We start from the raw sequence: 25,557 nt of genomic DNA, 5'->3' as shown, positions 1-25,557 counted from the left end.
CGTGATACGTCGGGGATGGGGGCGGGGCGGTTCTCAGGCCACGGTCGAGGGGTCCGGCGGTCGAGCCTTCGAGAGCGCGGCGGCGATGTCCTGGACGTGGGGTTCGGCGACGAGTTCGTAGTGGTCCGCGGCGACGCGCTCGACGCGTGGGCCGGGGAGGTGGTGGTCCCAGGCGTCGGGGGCGGTCGGTTCCGGGGCGAGGAGCCCTTCGCCGACCGGGCGTTCGGCGAGCCAGATGGTGGTGGGTGTGCTGTTCAGGCGCGGCACGTGATGCGCGGCCATGGCGGCGAGGTTGGTGCGGCAGCAGTGCGCGAGGCGGTCGGCGTAGGCGCGGCCGGCGTCCGGCAGCCGTCCGGCGCGGCCGCCGCTCAGCTCGCGCGCGAAGACGGCGTCCACCTGTTCTTCGCTGTAGGCGGCCAGGAGTCGTCCCGCGCCGGGCGGGGGCGGGTCGAGCAGGTACAGGGCGTCCACGGCGCGGCCCTGCGACTCGGCGAGTGCCGCCATGGACAGGGCGGTCCAGGCGCCGAACGACCAGCCGGCGAGCCGCAGCCGGTGGCCGGAGCCGGGGAAGGCGTTCCGGACGGAGGCGAGATAGCGTTCCGCACGCTCGGTGATCGACCGGGGGCCCCGCGCGGGGTCGCGCAGCGCCGGGTCGGCGATCAGGCAGACGGTCAGGTCGTCGGGCAGCGCGGCCACGAGGGGGCGGTAGGCCTGGATGTCGCCGCCGACGGGGTGGACGAGGCACAGCACGTCGCGGCCCGTTCCCGGCTGCCACACCTCGACGTCCACCGCCTCCGGCGAACCGGCATCGGATCCGAGGTGGCTGAGGATCTCGGCGAGGCTGACCCGGTGGCTGAGGCGGGACAGGTCGAGGTCGGTGCCGAAGAGGCGTTTCACCTCGTCGAGGAGTTCCAGGAGGGTCAGTGAGTCGGCTCCCAGGTCGTACAGCGCCGCCTGCGGGTCGATGGTGTCCACGCCGAGGAGGCCGCTGAGGGCGGCGGTGAGGGCGGCGGTGGGGTCGTCGGCGGTGGCAGGGGTGTGCGGGCGGGGTGCCGGTTCGTAGAAGAGGGGTGCGGTGGCCAGGTCCGTGGTGTTGACCATCAGGTGCGGCAGGCGCAGGTGGAGGGCCTGCGCGAGGAGGGTGGCGCCTTCCTCGGGCGTGAGCGCGACCGCCAGGTGTGCCTGGTGACGGCTGTCGGTGTGCAGGGCGTGCTGCGCCATGCCCACCTCTCGCCACGCGTCCCAGCCGATGCTCATCCGCACGGTGTTGCTGTGGCCGGATGGCGTGTGGTGGGCGTGGGCGTCCAGGCAGGCGTTGGCCGCCGCGTAGTCGAACTGGCCGACGCCCCCGAACCGGGAGGCCATGGACGAGCAGAAGACCGCGTAGTCGGGTTCGTGTTCGGCGATGAGGATGTCGACGAGCAGGGCGCCGCGCAGTTTGGCCGCGGTGGCGTGGCGGGCGGTGGCGGGTTCGCGCCGGGCGAGGAGGCCTCCCGCGGCGGTTCCGGCGGCATGGACGATTCCGGTGAGGCCGTCCAGGTGCGGGGCAAGTCGGGCGGCGATCGTCTCCGGTTCCTCCGTGGCGAGGTCGGCGGGCACCAGGGTGACGCGGTCGGGGAACGCCTCGAGCGCGTCCGGCGTGTCGGTTCCGCGTGCGACCAGGACGACGCGGTTGCCGGGGTGTCGCAGCAGGCGGGCGGCCAGGGTGGTGCCGATGCCGCCGGTGCCGCCGAGCACGAGGTGGGTGCCGGGGGCGGCCGAGTGGGCGGCGGACGGCGGGACGGGCGGTGCGGTGACGGGCTGGAGCGTGCGGTGCCACCAGTAGCCGTCGCGCAGGGCCGTCGCCGTGGTGGGGAGCGTGGTGTCGAGGAGCAGGTCGGGCAGGTGGGCCGCCCAGTCGGCGGGACGGGGTCCGGGCAGATCGGCCCAGCGCGCGGACACGCCCAGTTCCTGGCGGGGGACTTCGAGGGCGGCGGCGAGCAGGCCCGCTTCGGGGGTGCGGACGTCGCCGGTGACCGGCTGTGCCTGGTGGGACAGCAGCCAGAGGTTCGGCCGTCTCTCGTCCGGGAGGCCGGCCACTGCCAGGGTGAGGGCGGCGACGGTGTCGAGGCAGGCCCACTGGGCCGTCTCGGCGGCGGAGGTGCTCTGTTCGCCGTCCAGGGCGAGCGGCAGCGCGTGCAGCCAGTCGACGGCGGGCGCGGTGCCGGTGACGCGAGTGAGGAGCGTGGTGAGGTGCGCGGTGTCGGCGGGGTCGGCCTGGTAGCGGTCCTCGTCGACGCGGGTGAAGGTGTCTCCCGCGCGTACCGTCACGACACGGGCGTAGTGCTGTTCGAGGAACCGCCAGGCCTCGTCGCCCGAGTCGCCGGAGTCGGCGGGGGTGACCACGACGGCGGTGCGGCGGGGGTCGTTGCCGCCGGTGCCGGCGCGGCGCAGGCGGGCCCAGACGGGCTGGTGGAGCCATTGGGCCGCAGGCAGTCGTACTGCCTGCTCGGGTCCGGGTGGTGCGGTCGGCTCGTCCGCCGGGGCGGCGCGTTCCGGAGCGGGTGCGCGCGGGAAGTCGTACTCCGCCGTGTCGAAGGCGGGCGGCGGGAAGTCCCAGGGCGCGGGGGCCGGGCCCGCGGGCCAGAGGAGGGTGTGCCCGGCCGTCCACGCCTCGGCGAGGGTGTGCGGGTCGAGGCCGTCGGCGGGCAGGCGGGTCCCGGACGGTGAGGGCGCGACCGGCTTCGGGGAGCGCAGCCAGTCGACGGCGGAGGAGACGTCCGGGCAGGCCGCCGCCGCGCGGTGGCCGAGCGCGGGCCGGCCGGCCTGGAGATGACGCAGCACTCGCGGGTAGGCGTTGGGGTGTGCGTCCAGGTAGTCCGCGATGCGACGGCCGTCGGCGCGCACGGCGGCGGCGGAGCTGCCCGACAGCATCAGGCAGGGGATCGTCGGCGTCGCGCGGGGAGCGGGTGTCTCCTGTGGCCGTTCCAGCAGGAGGTGCGCGTTGGTTCCGCCGATGCCGAAGCTGCTCACGGCGGCGACCCTGGGGGTGTTCGCCGGCCAGGGTTCGGCCGCGACCGGCACGCGGAACGGGCCGTCGTCGATCGCGGGGTTGAGCCGGTCGAAGTCGGCCGTGGGCGGGAGGGTCCCGTGGTGCACGGCGAGGACGGCGCGGATCAGGCCGACGACGCCGGCCGCGGCTCCCAGATGTCCGATCTGGCTCTTCACGGAGGAGAGCGGCACGCGCGCGTCGTCGTCGAGTCCGTACGCCTCGCGCAGCGCGGCGGCCTCCACGGGGTCGCCGAGCCGGGTGCCGGTGCCGTGTGCCTCGATGTAGCCGAGGTCGGCGGCCCGGCGGCCGCTGCGCGTGAGGGCGGCGCGGATGGCGTCGCGCTGTCCGGCGCGGGAGGGAGCGCTGTAGCCGAGCTTGTCCGCGCCGTCGTTGTTGACGCCCGATCCCGTGAGGACGGCGTACACGGTGTCGCCGTCCCGGTGGGCGGCGGCGAGGGGTTTGAGGACGACGGCGCCGGCGCCGCTGGCCCCGACGGTCCCCTCGGCGTCCGCGCTGAAGGGCCGGCAGTGTCCGTCCGGCGAGAAGATGTGCTGCGGGCGGTAGGTGTAGCCGTCGGTCAGCTCCGTGTCGACCAGGACTCCCGCGACGACCATCACATCGGCGTCGCCCTGCCGGAGCATCCCCGAGGCGACGTGGACCCCGACGAGGGAGCTGGAGCAGGCGGACTGGACGGTGAGCGCCGGGCCGGTGAGTCCCAGGTGGTAGGCGGCCTTGGTGGCGAGGAAGTCCTTGTCCTGGTGCTGGGCCAGGCGGAAGGTGTCCGGCAGTGCGCCGGGGTCCGCCTCGCGGAGCAACTTCGGGTAGTAGGTGTTCTCGCCGCAGGACGCGATGATCCCCACGCGCCGGCCGGCGGGGTCGCCCAGACCCGCGTGGGCGAGGGCCTCGACGCAGTTCATCAGGAGATGGCGCTGCTGGGGGTCCATCAGCCGGGCCTCGTGGGGGCTGATGGTGAACCTGCCCGGGTCGAAGGCGAGCAGGCCCGCCATCTGGCTGCGGGCGCCGGTGCGGCCGTCGGTCGCGGGGAAGTGCTCGATGCCCCGGCGGCCGGTGACGATCAGGTCCCAGAAGGAGGCCAGGTCGTCCGCGCCGGGCAGACGTACGGCCATTCCGACGACGGCGACGGGTTCGTCGGCTCGTTCCGGGGCGGGGGAAGGGGCGCGGCCCGGTTCGGCGGCGGTGCGGTCCCGTGTGATGAACCGGGCGAGCGCGCGAAGGCTGACGTGCTCGAAGAGGTCCGGTACGGAGAAGGGAAGGTCGCCCTCTCCCGCGCATCTGAGGTGGAAGCGCATCAGGTCCAGGCTGGTGGCCCCGGCGTCGAAGAACCGCTGGTCGACGTCGGGCACCTTGCCGGTGGCCGTCTCGAACAGGCCGGCCAGACGCAGTTCGAGCGCCGTCAGGGCCCCCGTCGGGGAGGAGGCGGGGAGCAGCTCTCTGCCGGGTGCGGTGAGTGCCGCCCGGCGGTCCAGTTTCCCGCTCGGCGTGCGCGGCAGCTCGGCGACCAGGCGGAAGCGGGCGATGCGGATGTAGGCCGGGAGCAGTCCGGCGAGATGGGCGGCGAGGTCGGCGGGGTCGGGGGCTTCCTCTCCGCACTGGAGGACGGCCACGAGCCGGCCTTCCTCCACGGCGGCGACGGCGTTGGCCACTTTCGGGTACTGGAGGAGCGCGGCCTCGACCTGGCCCAGTTCCAGCCGGTGGCCGCCGAGTTTGACCTGGCCGTCGTCGCGGCCCGCGTAGTGCAGCAGGCCCTGCCGGTCGAAGTACGCCTGGTCGCCGGTGCGGTAGAGGGTGCCGAGTTCGGGGTCGTCGAGGAACCGTTCGCGGTGTGCGTCGTCGCCGCCGAGGTAGCAGCGGGTGGCCATGGGGCCGCCGATCAGGAGCTCGCCGGTGACGCCGGGCGGGACGGGGAGGCCCGCCTCGTCGGCCACCCGCAGCACCGCCCCGGACACCGGGCGCCCGATCGCGGGGCGCGGCGGCCAGGCGGCGGGGTCGCCGTCGAGGCAGAGCCCGCTGACGACGTGGGTCTCGGTCGGGCCGTAGTGGTTGAACAGCCGGGCGCCGCCCGGGAGTCCGGCGAACCAGGTGCGGATGGCGTCGGTGCACACCAGTTGCTCGCCTGCGGTCACGACCTCCCGGAGCCGGGAGGGGTACAGGCCGAGCCGCACGCCGTGTTCGGCGAGGAGTTGCAGGGCCACGTAGGGAAGGAAGATCCGCTCCACCGCCCCGCTCTCCAGCTCGCGCAGCAGGGCGGGGACGTCCTGCCGCCAGGCCGGCCTCACCAGGCGCAGCTCGCCGCCGCCGCACAGGGTGGTCAGGATCTCCTGGAACGAGACGTCGAAGGACAGCATGGAGAACTGCTGGGTGACGGCGGGCCCGCCCGGTCCGCCCTCCTCCCGCTGCCAGGACAGCAGGTTGCACAGGGTCCGGTCGGGGACCTGAACGCCCTTGGGGGTCCCGGTGGAGCCGGAGGTGAACAGGGTGTACAGGGGGCGCTGCCCTTGGTGCCGGTGAGGTACGCGTGCGGCCCGGGGTGTGCCGGTGAGGGTGAGGACGTGCCGGGGCAGGTCCGGCGGGGCGAGGGTGTCGAGGACCTCCGTGTCCTCGGGGGCGACCACGACGCAACGGGGTGCGGCCTGCTCGAGCACGTGGCGCAGCAGGGGCGGCGGATAGGCGGGGTCGAGGGGGACGAGGGTCAGGTTGAGGCGGGTCGCCGCCAGGAGGGCGACGATGTGCTCGACGGAGGGCTGGAGGTAGAGGGCCACCGCTGCCGGTGCGGCGGGGTCGGCCGGCCGGAAGGCGCGCAGGGCCGAGGCGACCTCGTCGGCCTGTGCGTCGAGTTCGGCGTAGGTGAGGGTGGTGTCGCCGAGGGTCACGGCGGGGGCCTCGGGGGTGCGGGACACCTGGCGGGCGAACGCCTCGGCCACGGTGGCCACGTCGTCCAAGGGTTCGGTGCCGCGACCCTGCCGGTCGAAGCCCTGCCGGTAGGGGGCGACGAGTTCGCGCAGGGTGATGTCACTGCCGGCGGTCAGGTGGTCGAGGGCCTCGCGGAAGAGCCGGGCGGCGGCCCGAGCGCGCTCGGTGCCGATGTCGTCCCGGTACTCCCACAGGCAGTCGAAGCCGGATTCGTGCTCGACGACGGAGAGGGTGAGGGCGCACTTGGCACCCGTCGGCTGCGGCCAGCGGGGCCGGGTGTGGCAGCCCTCCAGGCTCAGGCGGGAGAACTCGGTGTTCTCCAGTACGAACAGGTAGTCGAACAGCGGAGTGCGTTCGTGGAAGGCCCGGTCGGCGAGGACGTCGGCGAGGGCCACCTCCTGCCCGCCCAGTACGGCGCTCACGGTGTCCGCGTGTGCGGCGAGGTTGCCGTCGAGGGTGTCACGGGGCCGGGCCGTCAGGTCGAGGAGCACGGTGTTGGCGAACATGCCGACCGCGTCGCCGAACTCGGGGCGGGGGCGGTTGGCGACGGGCGCGGCGACCAGCGGTCGGGTCTGTCCCGTCACGCCGTACAGGCTCGCGGTGAACGCCGACACCAGAAGCTGGAACCGGGTCAGTCCCGCTGCGGCGGCACGCCGGTCCAGAGCGGTGCGCCGCGTCAGGTCGAGGGAGGTGCGCAGGAGCCCGGCCCGCCGCCGCTGTTCCAGCCCGGGGTCGGGCAGGGGGGCCGAGGGGGTCGCGTCGTCGTAGTGGGCGAGGAGGTCGGCGCGGTGCCGTGCGTAGGCCCCGGTCGCGTGCCAGTCCCGCTGCCAGCGCGCGAAGTCGAGGGGGGTGACGGGCGGTTCCGGTCGTACGGGGGCACCGGCGTAGGCCTCGCTGAGGTCCTGGAGGAGGAGGTTGAGGGACCAGCCGTCCACGGCCGCGTGGTGGAGGTGGAGGAGCAGAAGGCCGCCGTCGGACCGCCGCACCCAGGCGGCGCGGAGCATGCGCGGATCGGTGAGGTCGAAACGGTGGGCGAAGAAGCGGTCGGCTGTGTCCTGCCACCGCTCCCCCGGCCGGCCCTCCAGCGGTTGCCAGGGGTCGTAGGGGTGTTCGGTGCGCTGACGCAGACCGTCCGGGGCGGGGACAAGGCGGGTGCGCAGGGCCGAATGCCGCTCCACCAGGGTGCGCACCGCGCGGCGCAGTCCCTGCGTGTCGACGTGGCCCTTGATCCGGAAGGCGAGCGGCACGTCGTACGAGCGGTCCTCGGGGTCCCGCTGATGCAGGAGCCAGAGGCGTTCCTGTTCGCTGGTGGCGAGCGCGTCCGGTTCGTCCGTGGCGGGCGGCACCGGCGGGTGCGGGCGGGCGGCGACGTCCGGGGCGTGCACCGCGTCCGCGAGGGCGGCGAAGTCGGCGCGCAGGACGAGGTCCTGGGGCAGGTCGACGGCGAAGCGGTGGTGGATCTCGAAGCGGAACCGCAGTGCCTTCAGCGAGTCGCCGCCGTTGGGGATCCAGCGGTCGTCGGGGCGCAGGCCGCGGACGTCGAGGATCTCCTCGGCGATCTCCAGCACGGGCCGTTGCTCGTCGGTGACCCGGACGGCGGCCTCGCGGCTGGCCCGCCACGGCGCTCCGGCCGCCTCGATCAGGGCGGCCCGGTCGACCTTTCCGTTGGCGTTCAGGGGGAGTTCGGCGACCACGTGGGTGTGGTGGGGGCGCATGTACGGGGGCAGGGTCGTGGTGAGGTGGCGCTCGTACACGTCGAAGTCGAGGCCGTCACCGGGCACGAGGAAGGCCAGCAGTTCGTTGCGGCCGGCCGCGTCCCGTCGGACGCAGACGTAGGCCTGGCGTACGGCGGGCAGGGTCCGGATCCGCTGCTCCACCTCACCGGGTTCGATGCGGAAGCCGCGCACCTTGACCTGCCGGTCCGCCCGGCCGACGTAGGTGACACGTCCCCGGGTGTCCTGGCGTACGAGGTCGCCGGTGCGGTACCAGCGGCGCGCGGCGCCGTCGGCGTCCGGCAGTTCGACGAAGCCGCGCGCGGTCTCTTCGGGCAGGTTGCGGTATCCGCGCGCCAACGCCGTTCCGCTCAGCAGGAGTTCGGCCAGTTCGCCAGGCTCCGCGGTGCGGCCGTCCAGGGTGCGCAGCAGCAGGCCGGTTCCCGGCACGGCGGTGCCGATCGGGACCTCGTCGCCGTCGAAGTCCCGTGGGACGGGGTGGATCAGGGCGAACGTCGTCGCCTCCGTCGGGCCGTACACGTTGTGCAGGACCGTCGCGGTGCCGGGATTGGCCTCGTACCAGCCGCGGATCGACCGCGGGTCGAGTCGTTCCCCGCCGATGAGGACCTGGCCGGTGTCGGCGAAGCAGTGAGGGACCTTCTCGACGACCGTGTGGAAGAGGGCCGCCGTGATGAACAGAGTGTCCACGCGGCGCTCGCGCAGCACGTCCGCGAGCCGGTGGGGGGTGTGCACCTGCGTGTCGTCCAGTACGACGCAGACACCGCCGGTCACGAGCGGAGCCCACACCTCGAAGCTGAGGGCGTCGAAGGCGGGGTTGGACAGGCAGGCGTAACGGCCCCCGGGCTTCAGATCGATGTAGCCGGGCTGGGCCAGCCGCAGCACGCCCGCGTCGGTGACCTCGACGCCCTTGGGGCGGCCGGTGCTGCCGGAGGTGTAGAAGACGAAGCCGGTCTCGTGGGCGGAGCCCGTCTCCGCGCTGGTGCCGGTCTCCTCGGGGGTGCCGGGGTCGGGCTCCGGCTCGGCGGCGTCCCGCGGCGTCCGCGCCGCTTCCCGCGGGGGCAGGAGCAGGTCGGCGGCGTCCAGGGCGCCGGGGTGGGCGCTCTCGCCGTCGTGGACCACGACCGTGGCGCGGGAGTCCTCCAGGATGTGGCGTTGCCGGTCGTGGGGGCTCATGCGGTCGAGCGGGACGACGACGGCGCCGGCACGGCGGACGCCGAGCATGACGCACACCAGTTGCCAGGAGCGGGGCAGGCACACGGCGACGGCCTGACCGGGGCTCACCCCACGACGGCGCAGGTGCGCGGCGACCCGGCCGCTGAGCCGGTCGAGCTCGGCGTAGTCCAGGACGTGGGTGCCGTCCTCGACGGCGACGGCGGCGGGCGTGCGGCGGGCCTGGCCGAGGACGGCCCCGGCGAGCGTGGCGGGCCCGGTGAGGGGGGTGTTCATCGCGCCTCCCCCGCCGGTGCGACGGCGGTGTGCGGTTCCTCCGCCAACTGCTCTTCTTGGTAGGCGAGTTCTGCGGCCAGCAGGTCGGCGACCCGTGCCGCCCCGGCGCCCTCCAGGACCTCCCAGTGGTCGCACTCCAGCGTCTCGACCCGGAAGTCTCCCGTCGCGCGTCGCCGCCAGAATTCGCGGACCTCGGCGTGGGAGGGCGTGTCGGCGCCGTCCGGCACGGCTTCGGCGAGGACGAGCCGGGCGGGTGAGGCGGCCGGGACGTGGTCCCGGGCGGTGAGCCGGTTGTGGTTGTAGAGCCGGAAGTACCGGTCCACCTGGGCTTCGTCGATGCCCGGGTACATTCCGTTGAACCGCACCAGTTTTTCGCGGAACTCGGCCGCGTCGACAGGGGTGATCGCCTCCCGGGCCGAGGCGTCGTCGGTCGCCTGTGTGTCGAGCAGGACGACGCTGACGTCATCGCGTCCGGCGAGACTCAGCAGGCGTCCCATCTCGTGGGCGACGAGGCCTCCGTAGGACAGGCCGGTCAGGACGAGGGGTCCCTTGCCGAGGGGTTCGAGCATGCGCAGGTACGCCTCTGCCATGGCCTCCACGGTGGGCAGGACGTCCTCTCCGGGGTTCACGCCCGGGGACTGGATGCCGTAAAGGCCCGTGTGGCCGGGCAGGAGCGCGGCCAGCGGGAGGTAGCAGAAGGCGGTGCCTCCGGCGGGGTGCACGCAGACCACTCTGGGTCCCGAGCCCCGGCGGAACTCGATGAGGCTGCCCGGCGCGCGGTGGGTTGCGTCCTCCCTCAGCAGCGCGGCGAGCGACTCGATGGTGGGACGCGTCATGACCTCGGCGACGGGCAGCGGACGGCCGAAGGCCTCGGTGACATGGTGGGCCATCTTGATGGCGGACAGGGAGGTGCCGCCGATGTCGAAGAAGTTGTCGCCGATGCCTATCCCGGGGTGCAGCAGGACCTGCTGCCATATGCGGTACAGGGCGTGTTCGACGTGGTCGCGCGGGGTGCCCGTGTTGACCTGGTCGGTGGCCTGCTCGTGGGCCTGTCGCAGGAGCGCGGGGCGGTCGAGCTTGCCGCTGGAGTTGAGCGGGAGGCTCTCCAGGTCGACGAAGACGGCGGGGATCATGTAGTCGGGCAGGATGTGGGCGAGGGCGACGCGCCAGTCGCCGCGGGGCGGTGCGCTCCCCCGGCCGACGCCCGCGACCAGTCGTGGCTGGCCGGCCGTGTCCCGGTCCACGAGGACCGCGGCCTCGCGAACGCCCGACAGGCGCAGCAACGCGGCCTCGACCTCGCCGGGCTCGATCCGGAAGCCCCGGAGTTTGACCTGGTCGTCGGCGCGGCCCGCGTAGTGGGCCTGGCCGTCTTCTCCCCAGCGGGCGAGGTCGCCGGTGCGGTAGACGCGGGCGCCGGGGACGAACGGGTCGGGCAGGAAGCGTTCGTCGGTGAGGTCGGGGCGGTTGAGGTAGCCGCGGGCCAGGGACTCCCCGCCGAGGTGGATCTCACCGACGACGCCGGGCGGGACGGGCCGCATACGGGAGTCGAGTACGTAGAAGCGGGTACCGGGCAGCGGCCGGCCGATCGGGCAGGGGCGCTCCAGCGGGCGTGGCTCGTAGTAGGCGGTGCTGTAGAGCGTCGCCTCGGTGGGGCCGTAGCCGAAGCAGATCCGCAGGCCGGGCAGGTGCTCGGTCATGCGGTGCAGTGCGGCCTCGGTCAGGGACTCGACGCCGGTGAGCAGCTTGCGCAGCGGCAGACCGCGCAGGCGCGTGCCGGGGTCCTCGTCGATCCAGCGGACGTAGGCGGGCGGCAGGAACGCCTGGGTCACCCGGTGCTCGCGCATCCAGTTCAGCAGGGCGTCCGGGTCTCCTCGCACGTCGTCGGGGACGATGTGCACCTCGCCGCCGGTGGTCAGGGGCAGCAGGAGTTCGTGGATGGAGGCGTCGAAGGCGGTGCTGGACCAGGCCGAGCCGATCTCGCCGGGGGCGGTGCCCATGCGTTCGTGCCAGACCGTGAACAGGTTGAGGACACTGCGGTGTTCGACGGCGACGCCCTTGGGCCGTCCCGTGGACCCGGAAGTGAAGATCACGTACGCGATCTGGTCCGCGGTGCGGGTGACGCCGAGCGGCGGGAGGTCGCAGGTGGCCGCCTCGGCCTCCACGGTGCCCAGGTCGAGCCACTCCTCCGGGCGGTGCTCGCCGGGGTGGTCGCTGAGCACGACGGGGCAGACGGCGTCCTCGACCATGGCGGCCAGCCGGGCAACGGGCTGTCCGGGGTCGAGCGGGAGGTAGGCGGCGCCCGCCTTCAGGATGCCCAGGATGCCGACGAGCAGGTCGCGGTTGCGTCGCGCGTGCAGTCCCACTACGTCGCCGGGGCGGACGGAGCGGGCGACGAGCGCGTGCGCGAGGCGGTTGGCGCGGCGGTCGAGGGCCGCGTAGTCCATCGCGCCTTCCGTGTCGACGACGGCGACGCGGGTGGGGTGCTCACAGGCCTGGGCCTCGAAGAGGCCGGTGACTCCGGAGGCCGTGCGCAGAGCCGCTGCCACGGGGTCGGCCGCCGCGGGCTCGTCGTGGTTCCGTGTCGCGTCGCCCCGGCGGATCAGATGCCGGTGCTCGCCCGGGTTCATCAGTTCCAGGGTGTGGATGTCGCGGTCCGGGTGCCGGGTGAGGTCGGTGAGCAGGTGGCGCAGGTGTCCGGCCCATCGCTGCGCGGTGCTCGCGTCGAAGAGCGCGGTCGCGTAGTCGAGGTGCCCGGTGAGGCGGCCTTCGGACTCGGCCGCCGACAGGACGAGGTCGAACTTGGCCGGGGCGTCCTGGATCGGCAGGGGTTCGGTCGTCACGCCGGGCAGGCGCAGCAGGTCGTGCCGGTCCGGCACCCAGGCCAGCATGGTCTGGAACAGGGGGGTGTGGGAGGCGCTGCGCGGCGGGTTCACCAGCTCGACGATGCGCTCGAAGGGCAGGTCCTGCTGGGCGAGGGCCGCGCGGACGGCGGCGCGGGTGCGGGCCAGGGCCTCGGTCGCGGTGGGGGAACCGGAGAGGTCGACGCGCAGCGGGAGCGTGTTGACGACGAAGCCGATGAGTCCGGCGGCTCCGGGTGCGCGTCGGCCCGCCACCGGGCTGCCGACAACGATGTCGTCCTGTCCGGACAGGCGGGACATCAGGATGGCCCAGCCGGTGAGGACGGCGTTGAAGAGACTGGCCTGCTGGGTGCTTGCGAGGTCGCGGAGCGCGGCGGTCACGTCGGCGTCGAGGGCGAACTCGACACGTCCGCCGTCGTAGCGCTGTTCAGCCGGGCGCGGCCGTTGGGCGGGAAGTTCCAGGACGGGGGGAGCGCCGTCCAGGGTGCGTCGCCAGAAGTCCTCCTGGGAGGCCAGGGCACCGCCGAGGACCGCCTCGCGCTGCTGTTGCGCGTAGTCCGCGTACTGCACCGTGAGTTCCGGAAGGTCTGCCTTGCCGCCCGTGAGCGCCGCCGTGTAGTGAGCGGCGACCTCCTCCATCATCACCTTCATCGACGTTCCGTCGAAGATGATGTGATGGAACGTCAGCAACAGGACGTGCCGTCGGGGGCCCAGGGCGATCAGCCGGCCACGCCCGAGGGGGCCGGCCTCCAGGTCGAACGGCCGCTCCGCCTCGTCCCGTTGGTACCGGGCCACACGCCCGTCGGGATCCGCGTCGGCACTGAGGTCCTCGAAGACGAGCGTGAACCCCTTACCAGGCGGGTCGATGTGCTGGTTCACGGTGCCGTCTTCCGCCACCAGCCTTGTCCGCAGGCTCTCATGACGGTCGGTCAAGGAGTCGAATGCACTCAGCAGTGCCTCGCGATCGAGCGGTCCGTCGATCCGGAAGGAGGCGAGGGTCTCGTTGTAGGCGGCATTCGCGCCCGCCAGTTGGGCCAGGAACCACAGCCGCTGCTGGGAGAAGGACGCCGGACGGACGCGGAGAGGGGCGTCGGGGGGAACGGAGCTGGGCGTGTTGTGCACCGGCAAGGCCTGGCTTTCCTGTCGGGGAGGAGGACCGGGGCGGAACGACGGCACATCGGAGGACGGCACCACACGGAATTCCGTGAGCGGACAAACATCAATCCGGGGAAGGTGGGGGGATGCGCCGGAATTCGATCGATTGCTTTACCTGGTTAAATTGATGCACTTGTCATACGGAGTCACCCAAAGGGCTGGGATCTTGACGTGAACGCGATCATGGATCCATCCCCCACAGCATGTCAACCCTTGACTTCACTGAGCGACGTGCCGTAGATGCCACGCACTGAAGAACTACTTCCGGGCTCCATTCGCCACGGTTCGAAACTCCAGGGGAATCCCTCGACTTCGCCCTTTCGGGGATCCGAGCAATGACTTTCGGCGTCGGCAGGGGTATAAGCCGGCCGGGTGCACGAGATGCCGCGCCTGTCCCACGTGGCCATCATGTCGTCCAGGGGCCCGATCCGGCCGCCAGGAGCGTCGGACGCCAGGGAAGGTTGATGACCATGGAACTGTTCCCGCCGATCCCGCTCGCCGAGTGGCGCGACACCAAGGAGACGCTGCATCGCTTCGCTCAGATAGCGGGGAAGGTCCGTCTCGCCGCAAGCAGCCGGCGCAATCACTGGTGGAACGTCCCGTTCCACCTCACCGGGCGTGGGATCACGACACGTCCGATGGGACAGGTGGACGGCAATCCGATCTTCACGTTGGACTTCGATTTCGTCGCGCATCGGCTGGTCGTCTCGACGCTGGACGGCCGGGAGATCTCCGTCCCGCTCCTCGGACAGTCCGTGGCGTCCTTCTACGGGGCGGTCATGGACTCGCTGGCCGCGCTGGGCATCCGGATGCGGCTCGACATTCCCAGGCCCTTCGACCTGCCCGACTCCGGCCGGCCGTTCGCCGAGGACACCGAGCACGCGGCGTACGACCCCGCGCAGGCCAACCGCTACTGGCGGGTCCTCAGCCAAGTGGCGTCCGTGCTGGAGGAGTTCGCCGCGGGGTACTCGGGGAAGGTGAGCCCGGTGCACCACTTCTGGCACACCTTCGACATCGCGCACACCCGGTTCTCCGACCGCCGCATCGAGCAGCCCGCGCACCTGGACCCGGTCACCCGGGAGGCGTACTCCCGGGAGGTGATCAGCTTCGGCTTCTGGTTCGGCGACGACGCCTTCCCCGCGCCCACGTTCTACTCCTACACCGCTCCCGAGCCGGCGCACCTGGCCGAGGAACCGCTCCGGCCCGCCGCGGCACACTGGGTCGCCCGCATCGACAGCCATCTGGCCGTACTGCCGTACGACGACGTCCGCACCGAGCCCGACCCTCGCGCCGCCGTGCTCGCCTTCTACGAGAGCGCGTACCAGGCGGGCGCCCGATGCACCGGATGGCCGATCGCCCAGCTCGCCTGCCCGGGCGGGGTGACGGACCCGCAACTGCTGGCCCATGGAATCCGGCCGGCGTTCGGCTGAGGCCTGCGGGCCGGCCGACCCGTTCGACTCCCGGATGCCGGTGCGCGCGACTCTCAGATGTCGGTGCGCGCCAGTTCGCCCTTGAGCAGTCCCGTCGCCTGGCCCACCTCGATGAGGTAGCCGTCCGGATCACGCATGTAGCAGCGCAACTCGGCGCGACGGTCGATGGGCGGGGTGAGGAACTCCGCTCCCTTCGCGGCCGCCGCCTCGCAGAAGCGGTGGATGTCGGCCACCCGCACATTCAGAAAGCTGGAGGCGGTACGAGGGTCGTCGGGCGTGCGTAGTACGACGTCGGGCTTGTCGTCGGTGGGGCCGCCGCCGGGGTTCAGGATGATCCAGCCGTTGGCGATCTTGATGATGCAGGGGTTCTCCTCGAGTACGACCGTTCCGCCCAGCACGTCGGCGTAGAACGCCCGGGAACGCGGCACGTCGGAGACCGTGAAGAAGTGTGTGAGCACCAGGCCCTCGACCGGCGCAGGAAGATCGTCCCGGTTCATACGCTGCTCCCGCTCGGCGTGTGGTCGGACACGCACCCAGCGTAGGCGCGGCCCGGCCGCGCGGCACCCGCACGCCGGCCGGCCCGCGCCCGGGACAGGCCGGGACAGGCCTCTGGGCACGGAACACACACGCCGCGAATGGGCGCACCGATGATTCCGGCAGGGAATGCCGGTCGTTACGAGGAGAGAGGTACGAGCAGAGCAGAAGGAGATCCACATGCCCGCACAGGGATCCGCACATCAGCCCGCGACCGAGCTCGACGCCCGCTACAGTTCCGCGCTCAATCCCCGCCCCGGTGCCGCGGAGGTCACCGCCACCGAATGGGCCGAGGCCGAGCGGCTGCTGAGGTCCGCCGAGATCTTCTGGGTGTCCACGGTGCGGCCCGACGGGCGGCTGCACGTCACGCCCGTGATCGCCGCCTGGCACGACGGAGTGGTGTACTTCGCCACGGGCCCGGGGGAACAGAAGGCGAGGAACCTCTCCCATGACGGGCACTGCGCCCTGACCACCGGGGGCAACTCGCTCACCGAAGGGCTCGACGTCGTGGTCGAGGGCACGGCGCGGCAGGTTGCCGATCCGGCGCTGCTGGAAGAGGTGATCGCGGCGTACGAGACGAAGTACGGGCCGCACATCACCTCACCCGAGGGCACCTTCCACGGGATCGGGGACGCGTTCCGCAAGGGGGACGCGGTGGTGTTCGCGGTGGCCCCGGCCATGGCGTACGGCTTCGGCCGGGACGACGGGGTGTACAGCCACACGCGGTGGATGTTCTGAGCGACTGGGCGAACGGGGGGCGTGGTGGTGAGCAGGGTGGGCGCACGCGCTGATGGCGAAGGAGGGCGGTGGTGATCACCACCGGGGAGTACTCGGAGCTGTCCGCCCTGGACATCGCCCGTCACGTGCGGCAGGGCAAGGTGACGGCCGTCGAGGTCGTCGGGGCCGCCCTGGCCCGTGTCGACGAACTCGACGACGGCGTGCGGGCGTTCACCGAGGTCTGGGCCGAGCAGGCGCTCGCTCACGCCGCCCGCGTCGACGCGCGGGTCGCCCAGGGCTCCGGACTGCTGCTCGCGGGGGTGCCGATCGGCGTCAAGGCGAGCGAAGGCCCCGGCTCCTACCAGAACACCCGGCTGGTGGCCGCCGGATGCGTGCCGGTCGGCGCGACCGCGGTGCCTCGTACCGGCCCCGGCTGGCAGACGTACGGGCACACCGATCGGGGGCCCACCCTCAACCCGCTCGACCCGGCGTGGTCACCCGGCGGCTCCTCGGCGGGTTCGGCGGCCGCGGTCGCCGCCGGTCTCGTCCCCCTCGCCAGTGGATCCGACGGTGCCGGCTCGGTGCGCATCCCCGCGGCGTGGTGCGGCATCGTCGGCTTCAAGCCCACCAACGGCCGGCTCCCGGCCCGTGATCGAGCGGGTCTGAACTCGCCCGGCGTCCTGGTGGGCGACCCGCGGGACGCCCTCGCCTACTTCGACGCGGTGACCGGGTCGGAGGTGCCTGCCGTCCGGCCCGCGTACCCACTGAGGGCGATCTGGTCGGCGACTCTGGGATACGCGGACACCGACCCCGAAGTCGCCGCCGTCGCCCGCCGCTCGGCCCGACGTCTCGCCGAGGCCGGTCTGATCACCCTGGCCAAGGGCCCCGACCTGACGCTGGTCGACCCCGCCCCCGCCTGGACGGCCCTCCGCGGGGCGGGATTTTCCCCGGCCGCACCCTCCTCGGCCGACGTCAGCAGGGTCATGACGACGAACGAGGAGCGGCTGCGCGACTGCTTCCAGCGAGCCGACCTCCTCCTCACGCCCACCACGCCCCACCCGCCGCACGGCCACGACGGGCCGGGGCCACGCATGAGCGTCGCCCTGACGTGGGCGTTCAATCTCAGCGGGCATCCGGCGCTCAGCCTTCCGGCAGGCACCACGGCCGAGGGATCACCCGTCGGCCTCCATGTCGTTGCCCGCCGCCACGAGGAGCGAGTGCTGCTCGCCGTGGCCGACCGAGCCGCCCGTGAACTGAATCCGGGTCGTCACGCATTGTGGACTGCCACGGCCTCCGGAGCCCGTCACACCTCGCGCGAGTAATCCCTCCGTGTCGGAGGTTCCCGGGCTCAGCGGCGCAGGGTGGTCTCACGGTGCATGTGGGAGAGTTTCCCGGGGTTGCGTACGGCGTAGAGCCCGGTGATGAGGCCGTTGTCGACGCGCAGCGTCAGTACGGTGTCGATCTCGCCGTTGATCCGGAGAATCAGCGCCGGACAGGCGTTGACCTGCGCCGGCCGCAGCGACGCCTCGGTGATCCTGCCCAGTCCGGAGGCCAGCAGGCGGCCCACCTTGTCCGCCCCCACGATGGGCCGCGGCACGGCCTGCTTGACTCCCCCGCCGTCGCCCAGGAGGACGACGTCCGGCGCGAGGATGTCCAGCAGGCGCTGGAGATCGCCCGTTTCGACCGCCCGTTGGAAGGCGTGGAGCGCGTCCCGCGTCTCGGCCGCGGAGACGACCCCGCGCGGGCGGCGCGCCGCGACGTGCGACCGTGCCCGGTGGGCGATCTGGCGGACCGCGGCGGAGGTCTTGTCGACGGCGTCGGCGATCTCGTCGTACCCGAGGTCGAACACCTCACGCAGCACGAACACCGCACGCTCGGTCGGCGTGAGTGTCTCCAGCACCAGCAGCATCGCCATCGAGACGCTGTCGGCCAGCTCGATGTCCTCTGCCACGTCGGGGGCGGTCAGCAACGGCTCGGGCAGCCAGGAACCGACGTAGGACTCCCGCCTCCGGCCGAGTGTGCGCAGCCGGCTCAGCGCCTGGCGCGTGGTGATCCGGACGAGGTACGCGCGCCGGTCGCGCACCGTGCCGAGATCGACACCGGACCACCGCAGCCAGGTCTCCTGAAGGACGTCCTCCGCGTCGGCGGCGGAGCCGAGCATCTCGTAGGCGACGGTGAACAGCAGGTTGCGGTGGGCGACGAACGCCTCGGTGGCGGGGTCCGTGCGTCCGCCGTCGGTGGGCCGACCGGCCGTGTCCCCTGTGCACTCACTGCGCTGGCTCTTCACCGGCTGCTCCCGTCCGTCCGTTCTCGACGATGCCTCGCACACAGGACGCCGGCCGCCGCGGCCTTGTGACACCGATGAGCGGTGGCGCACGTCACACCGCTGCCCCGTCACAGGGAGCGGGTGGCCGGCATCTCGTGTTCGTCCAGCGCAACGCGACGAATGACGAGCAACGAGTGAGGACGACATCATGAGCACCCGGTTCAACCTGTTCGACAACGAGATCGGCGCCAAGTTCGCCAAGCGGTTCGCAGGCGTCGGCCTGTTGGTCCAGCAGTCACCTTTGCCGCGGTCCACGCAGGAGCTGGTGTCGCTGCGCGCCAGCCAGATCAACGGCTGTGGCTGGTGCATCGACCTGCACACCAAGGAGGCGGCGGCCGCCGGTGAGACCGCCGTACGGCTCAACCTGGTGGCCGCCTGGCGCGAGTCCACCGTGTTCACCGAGGCCGAGCGGGCCGCCCTGGCGCTCGCTGAGGAGGGCACCCGGCTCGCCGACGCCCACCAGGGCGTGTCCGACGAGACCTGGGCCCAGGTGCGCAAGCACTACGACGACGACGGGATTGCCGCACTGGTCGCGCTGGTCGCCATGATCAACGCGGCCAACCGGCTCGCCGTGATCGTGCACCAGCAGGGCGGTTCCTACGAGCCCGGCATGTTCGCCGCCGCGTTCGACTGAGCCGCGTCCGTTGCCGGGTCCGGCCCGGGATCAGTCGATCCGGGCCGGGCCCGCTCCGCGGCGAGAAGTGGTGCGGGGCCGGCGCAGGCAGGTCATCGCTCGGCAGGTTCCGGTCGGGTGGCTGGGCGGCCTCGGCGGGCAGGGCGTTCCGTTCGCCGACGGCCTGGCGGGTCTGCGGCCGGAGTTCTCGTCGGCCTCGACGGGCTGCGGCCCGCGGCAGGACAGCGCCGCCGTCGGTGCGCTCCGGCGGGGAGGCGGACACTGGTCGGAAAGGGGGAGATTTCTGGCCCGCTGCTCGCTTGCTCGGGCCCTGCCCAGGAAGGGAGCAGACCGTGCAGATCACGCGTCGCGACGTCCTCAAGCTCGGCGGCCTGGCTCTGCTGGCCGGGGGCGCGGCAAAGGCGACTCCTGCCGCCGCCTCCGCGGCCTCGGCGGCGCCGTCCGCCGCGCCGGTTGCCCCGGGCAGGGCGGACCACACGGTGCGGATCGCCACCGGGCTCGTCGAGCTCGCGCCGGACACGATCGTGTCCACAACGACGTACAACGGGCAGTTCCCCGGTCCGCTGCTGCGGTTCACCGAAGGCCGCCCGGTCGTGGTCGACGTCCACAACGACACCGACACACCCGAACTGCTTCACTGGCACGGCCAGCGGATTCCCGCCGAAGTGGACGGGGCCGCGGAGGAGGGCACCCCGTACATCCCGGCGCACGGAACGCGTCGTCTGTCGTTCACGCCCGGACCGGCCGGTTTCCGCTTCTACCACACCCACGTGGCAGCGCATGACGACCTGAACCTGGGTACCTACACCGGTCAGGCGGGCCCGGTTTTCATCGAGCCCGCGGCCAACTCCGGCGCCTACGACCAGGAGGTCTTCCTGGTGCTGAAGGAGTTCGGACCGTCCTTCAGCCAGGGCGGGGACATGCCCCAGAACTTCCTGGCCGGCTCCGAGGTGCCGGCCCTGAAGCGCAGCGGTGAGAAGGCGATGGCCGCCTCGCTGGCCCGCGGGATGCCGCACGGCTACGAGGTCGGCTACACCGCGTTCAGTGTCAACGGCCGCAAGCTGGGCCACGGCTCACCGGTCAGGGTCAAGTCCGGGCAGCGTGTGCTGTTCCACGTGGTCAACGCCAGCGCCACCGAGATCCGCAGCCTGGCCCTGCCCGGCCACACCTTCAAAGTGGTCGCCCTCGACGGCAATCCGGTGCCTCACCCCGCCGATGTGCCGGTGCTGTGGATCGGCACCGCCGAACGTGTCTCGGCGCTGGTGGAGATGAACCATCCGGGCGTGTGGGTACTGGGGGATCTCGCCGACGACGACCGGAGGAACGGCATGGGCACCGTGGTCGAGTACGCCGGCCGCGGCGGTTCCCCTCAGTGGACCGCACCGCCCAAGTCCAAGTGGGACTACCGTTCCTTCGCCCTCGCGGGTGGCACCGCCCAACGGCCCGACCGTACCTTCGACATGCTGGTGGAGAAACGCAACGCCGCCGACAAGGGCTTCAACATCTGGACCCTCAACGGCGTGCCCTTCTCCATGGACACCGACAAGCCGGTGCGGGACATCGACCGCGGCGGCCGCTACCGGATGCGGTTCCGCAACGCCACCGACGACATCCACCCCCTCCATCTGCACCGCCACACCTTCGAAGTCACCGACATCGCCGGCACCCCGACCCACGGGCTGCACAAGGACGTCGTCATGCTCGGCGGCTACCAGACCCTCGACTTCGACTTCACCGCCGACCAGCCGGGCCTGTCCCTGTTCCACTGCCACCAGCAACTCCACATGGACTACGGCTTCATGACGCTGCTCCACTGCACCTGACCGCAGCCGGGACGACGGGCCAGGTCGACCAGAGCCGTCAACGCCTAGTCGCCGGTCGTGCCGTCGAGCATCTCGCGCAGTATGTCCAGGTGGCCATTGTGGCGGGCTGTCTCCTCGGTGAGGTGGAGGAGGATCCAGCGCAGGTCGACGTGGAGGCCGTTGCGGATGGTTCCCTCGGCCTGCTTGTCCAGGTCGTTCCCGACGACCAGTTCACGGTAGCGGGCGCTCTGTTCGGCGTATTCGTCGAGCAACTGCGTGAGCGGGAAGTCGACGGCGATACGCATCTCGCGGTCGGGATCCTCATCCGTCATGGGGGCCCGGTCTTCCTCGCCGAGGAAGACCACCTGGAACCAGTAGTACTCGATCCAGCGGAGGTGGTTGATCACTCCGCTCATGGTCATCAGCGGTGAGCCCGGCAGGAGCGCCTTGCGGGCGTTTTCCGCGGAGACGCCGCCGCACTTGGCGCGGGCGATGTCCCGTGCGTAGTCGAGGAACGTGGTGAGCTGGGTGCGCTCGTCCCATGTGGGCGGCGTGTCGTTGATTCTGGTCATCGCGCGAAGCATCCCCACCCACCGCGCCCGCTGTCGAGGTGATCAATTCGGTTCCCTCTTGACGGTGTCGTCGCCGAGCCCGGCTGCCTGGCAGCGGTCCGGGTCGCGCGTCCACGAGCGCGTCGGCCGCGCTGAGCACCCCAGTCGGCCGTCCCCGGGCCAGGGGCTGAAGGGTTCATCGGTCGCCGGGAGTAGGTCTTTTGCCTCATGTGCGCTTTGCGCCTGCTGGCTAAGGTCGGCGCTCATGCGGACCACGGGGATTGTTCGCCGGCAGGCGGCGGAGCGTAGGCGCGACACTCTGGAACGGCTCGTCACCGAGCGGGATGTATGGGTGTCGACAGCACATCCTGATCATGGGCCGCACCAGGTGCCGCTGTGGTTCTTGTGGGATGGGCGAGCGGTGTGGATGTGCACCAGTGCCACTTCCGCAACTGCGCGGAACGTCCGCGAGGAGCCGCGCGTGCGGCTGGCGCTGCCGGACACCTTCGATGTGGTGCTTCTCCAGGGTGCGGCGGAGTGCTTCCTGGATCAGGATGTGCCCGGAGACGCAGCGGAGGCGTTCGCCGCGAAGTTCGGGTGGGACCCGCGCGCGGAGGAGGGTTCCTTCTTGTATGTGCGCGTGGTGCCGGAGAGTGTGCGCGCCTGGCGCGGCGTGCCGGAACTACGCGGCAGCGTCATCATGCGCGACGGGACGTGGCTGGAACAGCGGACGTGAGTGAATATGCTGCGCCCATGCCACATGTGACCGTGACGTACACCAATTCACTGGGCGACAGCGGGGTCCTCGAGTATGACGTGCTCGGCCCGGAGTTGCATGCGCTGATCGTGGCCAACAGCGGCGCGCGCGCCGAGGCCTGCCGGATCCGATTCATCTACCCTCAGGACGACTGGTACATCGCCGATCGCACGGAAGAAACCCATCAGGCGGTCCACATCGAAATCGCGCTGAAGGCCGGCCGCAGCGCCGAGGTCAAACGCGCGCTCAGCGAATCCGTCCTCGCGCTTCTTCGCACACGCGTCGGGCCGCTACCGGAGTTCGAGGTCCACTTCTCGGTCGAAGTACGCGACCTCGACCCGGACGGGTATGCGAGCCACATCGAGTCCGCCGGGGATGTCCCCCAGGACACCTAATACTCCAGCCGCACTTCGTGATCAGGTGATCGTCCAGGTTTCTCCCCTCCGGCGGGGCGGGCCAGGAACCGGTCATTCCTCTTCGGTGGCGTCTGGGTCACGCAGCGGACGCAGGCCGTCGAGCAGGTTGGGGAGCTGGAAGGAGAGCCGGTCGAGCATCGCTCTGTCAGCCGTTCACCTGGGCCGACGTCGGCTCAATTCACGAGCTGACGCACGTGTGTTCCTCGACCCCGGGTCGCGGGTGATCGCATGACCACTCGAATCGCAGGACGGAATCCTGGTATGCCAGGATCTGCTGCTGTGACGGATGACGACCCTCTCACCGGCCTGGACGATGTGCCCTGGGCCCAGCTGCAGCACTCCTACGGCATGGCCGACGACGTCCCCGGTCACCTCCGGGCGATGCAGGCGGGGGTCTGGGACGGCCGGTACCCGCCGAGTGCGCAGCTCGCGAACCATATCGTCCACCAGGGCACGCGATCGCAGGCTGCGGTGTACACCGTTCCGTTCCTTGTGCGGATGGCACTCGACCCGAGATTGGTCAACAGGCATCGGTTCGTCGGTCTGCTGGTCGCCATCGCGATCGGGCTGGACAACAACTATCTGCCGAACGGCTATGACCCACGGGAAGACCGCGCCTCCCTGGCGGATATACGCGGCGAAGCCGACGACTGGGCTCAGTGGATCGACGAAGCGGCGGACGATGAGCAGCGCAAACAGCGCGAGGGGAGCTGCGCGCAAGTGCTCATTGACGCCGAAGCGGTGGTGCGTTCGTATGACGCCGTCCGCGAAGCACTTCCCGCACTCGCTGTCCTGCTGACCTCGGACAGCCCTGAACTGCGGGCCAAGACGGCGAACTTGCTGGCGTGGTTCCCCGAATCCGCGGCGACGTCGATTCCTCTCTTGGAGGCTTTCATCGCCGATGAAGTCTCGCCCGGCGCGGCGGCGACGGGAATCGTTGCCCTCGGCCTGCTCGGCGAACCGGCGACCGTGCCCTTCATCCGGCGCTACCTGGACAGCCCGATCGTCGAGCTGCGTTGGGCCTCCGCCTTCGCATTGACGCGATTCGGCATCGCCGACCCGGCCGTCGTCGACGTGCTGACACAGGTCGTCGCCCGGCCGCCTGAGAAGACCGAGACCATGTCGTTCCTGAGCGGCTCCTACATGAGTCTCGCGGCGATGGCTCTGGCCGAAACATCCGAAGCCACGACGCTCCGGGCGGTCGATGCCATACTGGTCGGCCTGGCTGACTGCAGGGGCGCCGAGGCGTTCGACGACAGGTACTACACGGCGGAGACGCTGTTCAGGCTGGTTTTCCCGGACGATCCCGCCGAACCGCCGCAGTCCTTCGGTGACCTGAGCGACGTGCAGCAGCGTGTCGTGCGCTTCGTCGCCGACCAGGACGAGGCTGGCTGGCCATCCGGTGGGATGGACGCTTTCCGTCGGTGGAAGGTGCCGACCAGGCACTCTGACCTGCGCGTCTACGCCGGGATTGTCCAGGCTGACCAATAGGCCGGCGCCCGACGCGTCGCCATGCTCGCGCTGGCCTTCCTCACCCGCCCCGTAGACCCAACCCGGGCCGCCCACAACCGCACCCCGATCGACCTGACCCTCTCCCAGATCCGCCTTCGGCATGCTGCTCGTGCCGCCTGCGCGGACCCTCACCACGCTGCTGCACTGGTCCACCTGGCGCAGGCACCACCCGGCCGCCGCCAGACGCAACCACTACCAGTGACGACTCACCACCGAGACCACCACCTGGTCACGAAGTGCAGCTGGAGTACTAATACTCCAGCAGCACTTTGACGTTTTCCCTGTTCAGGGGCGGTTTGGGTGAGTGTAGTGGGCTGGTTGCCAGCCCGTGTTCTCTTTCCCGGACCGCCCCTCGATCGTGTGCAGCCGCCGCTGATAGTGGCAGCGGCGGGCGACGGCTTGGCGTCGTCTGCGCCAGTAGCCTCCCGGCGTGATCGACGAGCGTGCAGTTGAGATCTGGAACGACGAACTCGAGGAACTGTTCCTGCGTACCGGCCACCGCTTCAAGCGCGTCGAGCCGCGTTACAGGATGCGTGACTACATCCGCGGACTGTTGGGCCCGGTCGGCCGCAAAAACGGCTGGCAGCTGGCCGAATACGCCGGACACCGCACACCCGACCGCCTCCAGCGGCTCCTGAACGGCGCCCGCTGGGACGCCGATGAACTCCGCGACGACCTCCAGCACTACGTAGCCGAACGGCTCGGCGAGCCCGACGGGGTTCTCATCCTCGACGACACCGGCTTCCTCAAGAAGGGCACCACCTCGGCCGGCGTGCAGCGCCAGTACTCCGGCACCGCCGGCCGCACCGAGAACTGCCAGATCGGCGTGTTCGCCGCCTACGCCACTACACGTGGACGCGCCCTGGTGGACCGGGAGTTGTACCTGCCCAAGTCCTGGACCGACGACCGCGACCGCTGCCGCGCCGCCCACATCCCCGACGAGCGGGCCTTCGCCACCAAGCCCGACCTGGCCAAGGCCATGGTGCTGCGGGCAATCGCCTCGCCACTGCCGATCGCCTGGGTGACCGCGGACTCAGCCTACGGCCAGGAGTGGCGGCTGCGCCGCATGCTGGAGGAAACCGGTCTGGGGTATGTGCTCGCGGTCCCCAAGTCCCAGCAGGTGCCGCACTTCGGACGCATCGATCACCTCTTCTCCCAGGCACCGGGCGAAGCGTGGGAGCGACGTTCGTGCGGTGACGGCGCCAAGGGCCCGCGCATCTACCACTGGGCCGCCCTGCAGATCACGTCCATCGAGGACCTCGACGGCGAGATGCCCACCCACCAGCGGTGGGCACTGGCACGCCGCAGCATCAGCAAGCCCGATCAGATCGCCTACTACCTCGCCTACGCACCCCTCGGCACCACGGTCGAGGACCTGGCACGCGTCGCCGGGATGCGCTGGGCCATCGAGGAAGCCTTCCAGGCCGCGAAGAACGAATGCGGCCTCGACCAGTACGAAGTCCGCCGCTACACCGGCTGGATGCGGCACATCACCCTGGCCATACTGGCGCATGCCTTCCTCGCCGTCATGGCCGTCGACGCCGCAGCAAAGGGGGCAGCAGAAACGGTTCCTGCCTCGCGCCCCTCACCGTGGCAGAAGTTCGGCGGCTCCTGGCAACTGGTCACTCATCCATCGCGGTTCACCAGACCGTCATCAGCACACGCTCACTGAGATGGTCACACTGGCGCAGACGACGCCAAGCCGTCGCCCGCCGCTGCCACTA

Annotated in this window: 14 protein-coding genes; 9 read left to right on the top strand and 5 right to left on the bottom strand. The window is 71.4% G+C overall.

What is annotated here, in order from left to right:
* Positions 1-33: 33 nt before the first annotated feature.
* Positions 34-9,141 (bottom strand): non-ribosomal peptide synthetase, encoded by a 9,108-nt coding sequence (locus OIE49_RS34875; protein ID WP_326805791.1) that lies wholly within the window; start codon positions 9,139-9,141, stop codon positions 34-36.
* Positions 9,138-13,127, bottom strand: a complete 3,990-nt coding sequence (locus tag OIE49_RS34870) for a non-ribosomal peptide synthetase (RefSeq protein ID WP_401787612.1) — start codon at positions 13,125-13,127, stop codon at positions 9,138-9,140. The genes OIE49_RS34875 and OIE49_RS34870 overlap by 4 nt, the downstream gene beginning before the upstream one ends.
* Before the next feature lie 497 nt (positions 13,128-13,624).
* On the opposite strand from OIE49_RS34870, the gene OIE49_RS34865 reads away from it, so the two are divergent.
* Positions 13,625-14,584, top strand: coding sequence for a DUF5996 family protein (locus OIE49_RS34865; protein ID WP_326806417.1), 960 nt, complete (start codon positions 13,625-13,627; stop codon positions 14,582-14,584).
* A gap of 53 nt (positions 14,585-14,637) precedes the next feature.
* On the opposite strand, the gene OIE49_RS34860 is transcribed toward OIE49_RS34865, so the two are convergent.
* Positions 14,638-15,081: a VOC family protein gene (locus tag OIE49_RS34860; protein WP_326805790.1), complete on the bottom strand. Its 444-nt coding sequence runs from the start codon at positions 15,079-15,081 to the stop codon at positions 14,638-14,640.
* 217 nt (positions 15,082-15,298) lie between these two features.
* Here OIE49_RS34860 and OIE49_RS34855 point away from each other — a divergent pair, with 217 nt between their 5' ends.
* Together OIE49_RS34855 and OIE49_RS34850 are read left to right on the top strand one after the other, a co-directional pair.
* Positions 15,299-15,856, top strand: coding sequence for a pyridoxamine 5'-phosphate oxidase family protein (locus OIE49_RS34855; protein ID WP_326805789.1), 558 nt, complete (start codon positions 15,299-15,301; stop codon positions 15,854-15,856).
* Between the two features lie 71 nt (positions 15,857-15,927).
* On the top strand, positions 15,928-17,157 hold the full coding sequence (locus tag OIE49_RS34850) for an amidase (RefSeq protein WP_326805788.1): 1,230 nt from the start codon (positions 15,928-15,930) through the stop codon (positions 17,155-17,157).
* Positions 17,158-17,183: 26 nt separating this feature from the next.
* Here the strand turns inward: OIE49_RS34850 and OIE49_RS34845 are convergent, their stop codons facing one another.
* Positions 17,184-18,122 (bottom strand): RNA polymerase sigma-70 factor, encoded by a 939-nt coding sequence (locus OIE49_RS34845; RefSeq protein ID WP_326805787.1) that lies wholly within the window; start codon positions 18,120-18,122, stop codon positions 17,184-17,186.
* Positions 18,123-18,309: 187 nt separating this feature from the next.
* Here OIE49_RS34845 and OIE49_RS34840 point away from each other — a divergent pair, with 187 nt between their 5' ends.
* Positions 18,310-18,795 carry a carboxymuconolactone decarboxylase family protein gene (locus OIE49_RS34840; protein WP_326805786.1) on the top strand — a complete coding sequence of 162 codons (486 nt, stop codon included), beginning with the start codon at positions 18,310-18,312 and terminating at the stop codon, positions 18,793-18,795.
* A 332-nt stretch (positions 18,796-19,127) separates the two neighbouring features.
* Positions 19,128-20,618 (top strand): multicopper oxidase family protein, encoded by a 1,491-nt coding sequence (locus tag OIE49_RS34835; protein WP_326805785.1) that lies wholly within the window; start codon positions 19,128-19,130, stop codon positions 20,616-20,618.
* A 44-nt stretch (positions 20,619-20,662) separates the two neighbouring features.
* Here the strand turns inward: OIE49_RS34835 and OIE49_RS34830 are convergent, their stop codons facing one another.
* The gene (locus OIE49_RS34830; protein ID WP_326805784.1) at positions 20,663-21,169 is read right to left on the bottom strand and encodes a DinB family protein; all 507 of its coding nucleotides are present in this window, start codon (positions 21,167-21,169) and stop codon (positions 20,663-20,665) included.
* 244 nt (positions 21,170-21,413) lie between these two features.
* On the opposite strand from OIE49_RS34830, the gene OIE49_RS34825 reads away from it, so the two are divergent.
* From OIE49_RS34825 to OIE49_RS34810, 4 genes are all read left to right on the top strand, one after another.
* Positions 21,414-21,884: a pyridoxamine 5'-phosphate oxidase family protein gene (locus tag OIE49_RS34825; protein ID WP_326805783.1), complete on the top strand. Its 471-nt coding sequence runs from the start codon at positions 21,414-21,416 to the stop codon at positions 21,882-21,884.
* Between the two features lie 17 nt (positions 21,885-21,901).
* Entirely contained in the window at positions 21,902-22,300 is a 399-nt protein-coding gene (locus OIE49_RS34820) for a 5-carboxymethyl-2-hydroxymuconate Delta-isomerase (RefSeq protein ID WP_326805782.1), read from the top strand.
* 300 nt (positions 22,301-22,600) lie between these two features.
* The gene (locus tag OIE49_RS34815) at positions 22,601-23,812 is read left to right on the top strand and encodes a HEAT repeat domain-containing protein (protein WP_326805781.1); all 1,212 of its coding nucleotides are present in this window, start codon (positions 22,601-22,603) and stop codon (positions 23,810-23,812) included.
* A 451-nt stretch (positions 23,813-24,263) separates the two neighbouring features.
* Positions 24,264-25,505, top strand: coding sequence for an IS701 family transposase (locus OIE49_RS34810; protein ID WP_442812332.1), 1,242 nt, complete (start codon positions 24,264-24,266; stop codon positions 25,503-25,505).
* The last annotated feature ends 52 nt before the right edge of the window (positions 25,506-25,557 follow it).

Origin of the sequence: Streptomyces sp. NBC_01788 (assembly GCF_035917575.1) — a bacterium.
Lineage (GTDB): Bacteria > Actinomycetota > Actinomycetes > Streptomycetales > Streptomycetaceae > Streptomyces.
This window is presented reverse-complemented; position numbering and strand designations above follow the sequence as displayed.

Bases quoted from the DNA above. Each gene is read 5' to 3' on its own strand.
- OIE49_RS34875 (WP_326805791.1), bottom strand. From the start codon at position 9,141: ATGAACACCCCCCTCACCGGGCCCGCCACGCTCGCCGGGGCCGTCCTC.
- OIE49_RS34865 (WP_326806417.1), top strand. From the start codon at position 13,625: ATGGAACTGTTCCCGCCGATCCCGCTCGCCGAGTGGCGCGACACCAAG.
- OIE49_RS34860 (WP_326805790.1), bottom strand. From the start codon at position 15,081: ATGAACCGGGACGATCTTCCTGCGCCGGTCGAGGGCCTGGTGCTCACA.
- OIE49_RS34855 (WP_326805789.1), top strand. From the start codon at position 15,299: ATGCCCGCACAGGGATCCGCACATCAGCCCGCGACCGAGCTCGACGCC.
- OIE49_RS34840 (WP_326805786.1), top strand. From the start codon at position 18,310: ATGAGCACCCGGTTCAACCTGTTCGACAACGAGATCGGCGCCAAGTTC.
- OIE49_RS34830 (WP_326805784.1), bottom strand. From the start codon at position 21,169: ATGACCAGAATCAACGACACGCCGCCCACATGGGACGAGCGCACCCAG.
- OIE49_RS34825 (WP_326805783.1), top strand. From the start codon at position 21,414: ATGCGGACCACGGGGATTGTTCGCCGGCAGGCGGCGGAGCGTAGGCGC.
- OIE49_RS34820 (WP_326805782.1), top strand. From the start codon at position 21,902: ATGCCACATGTGACCGTGACGTACACCAATTCACTGGGCGACAGCGGG.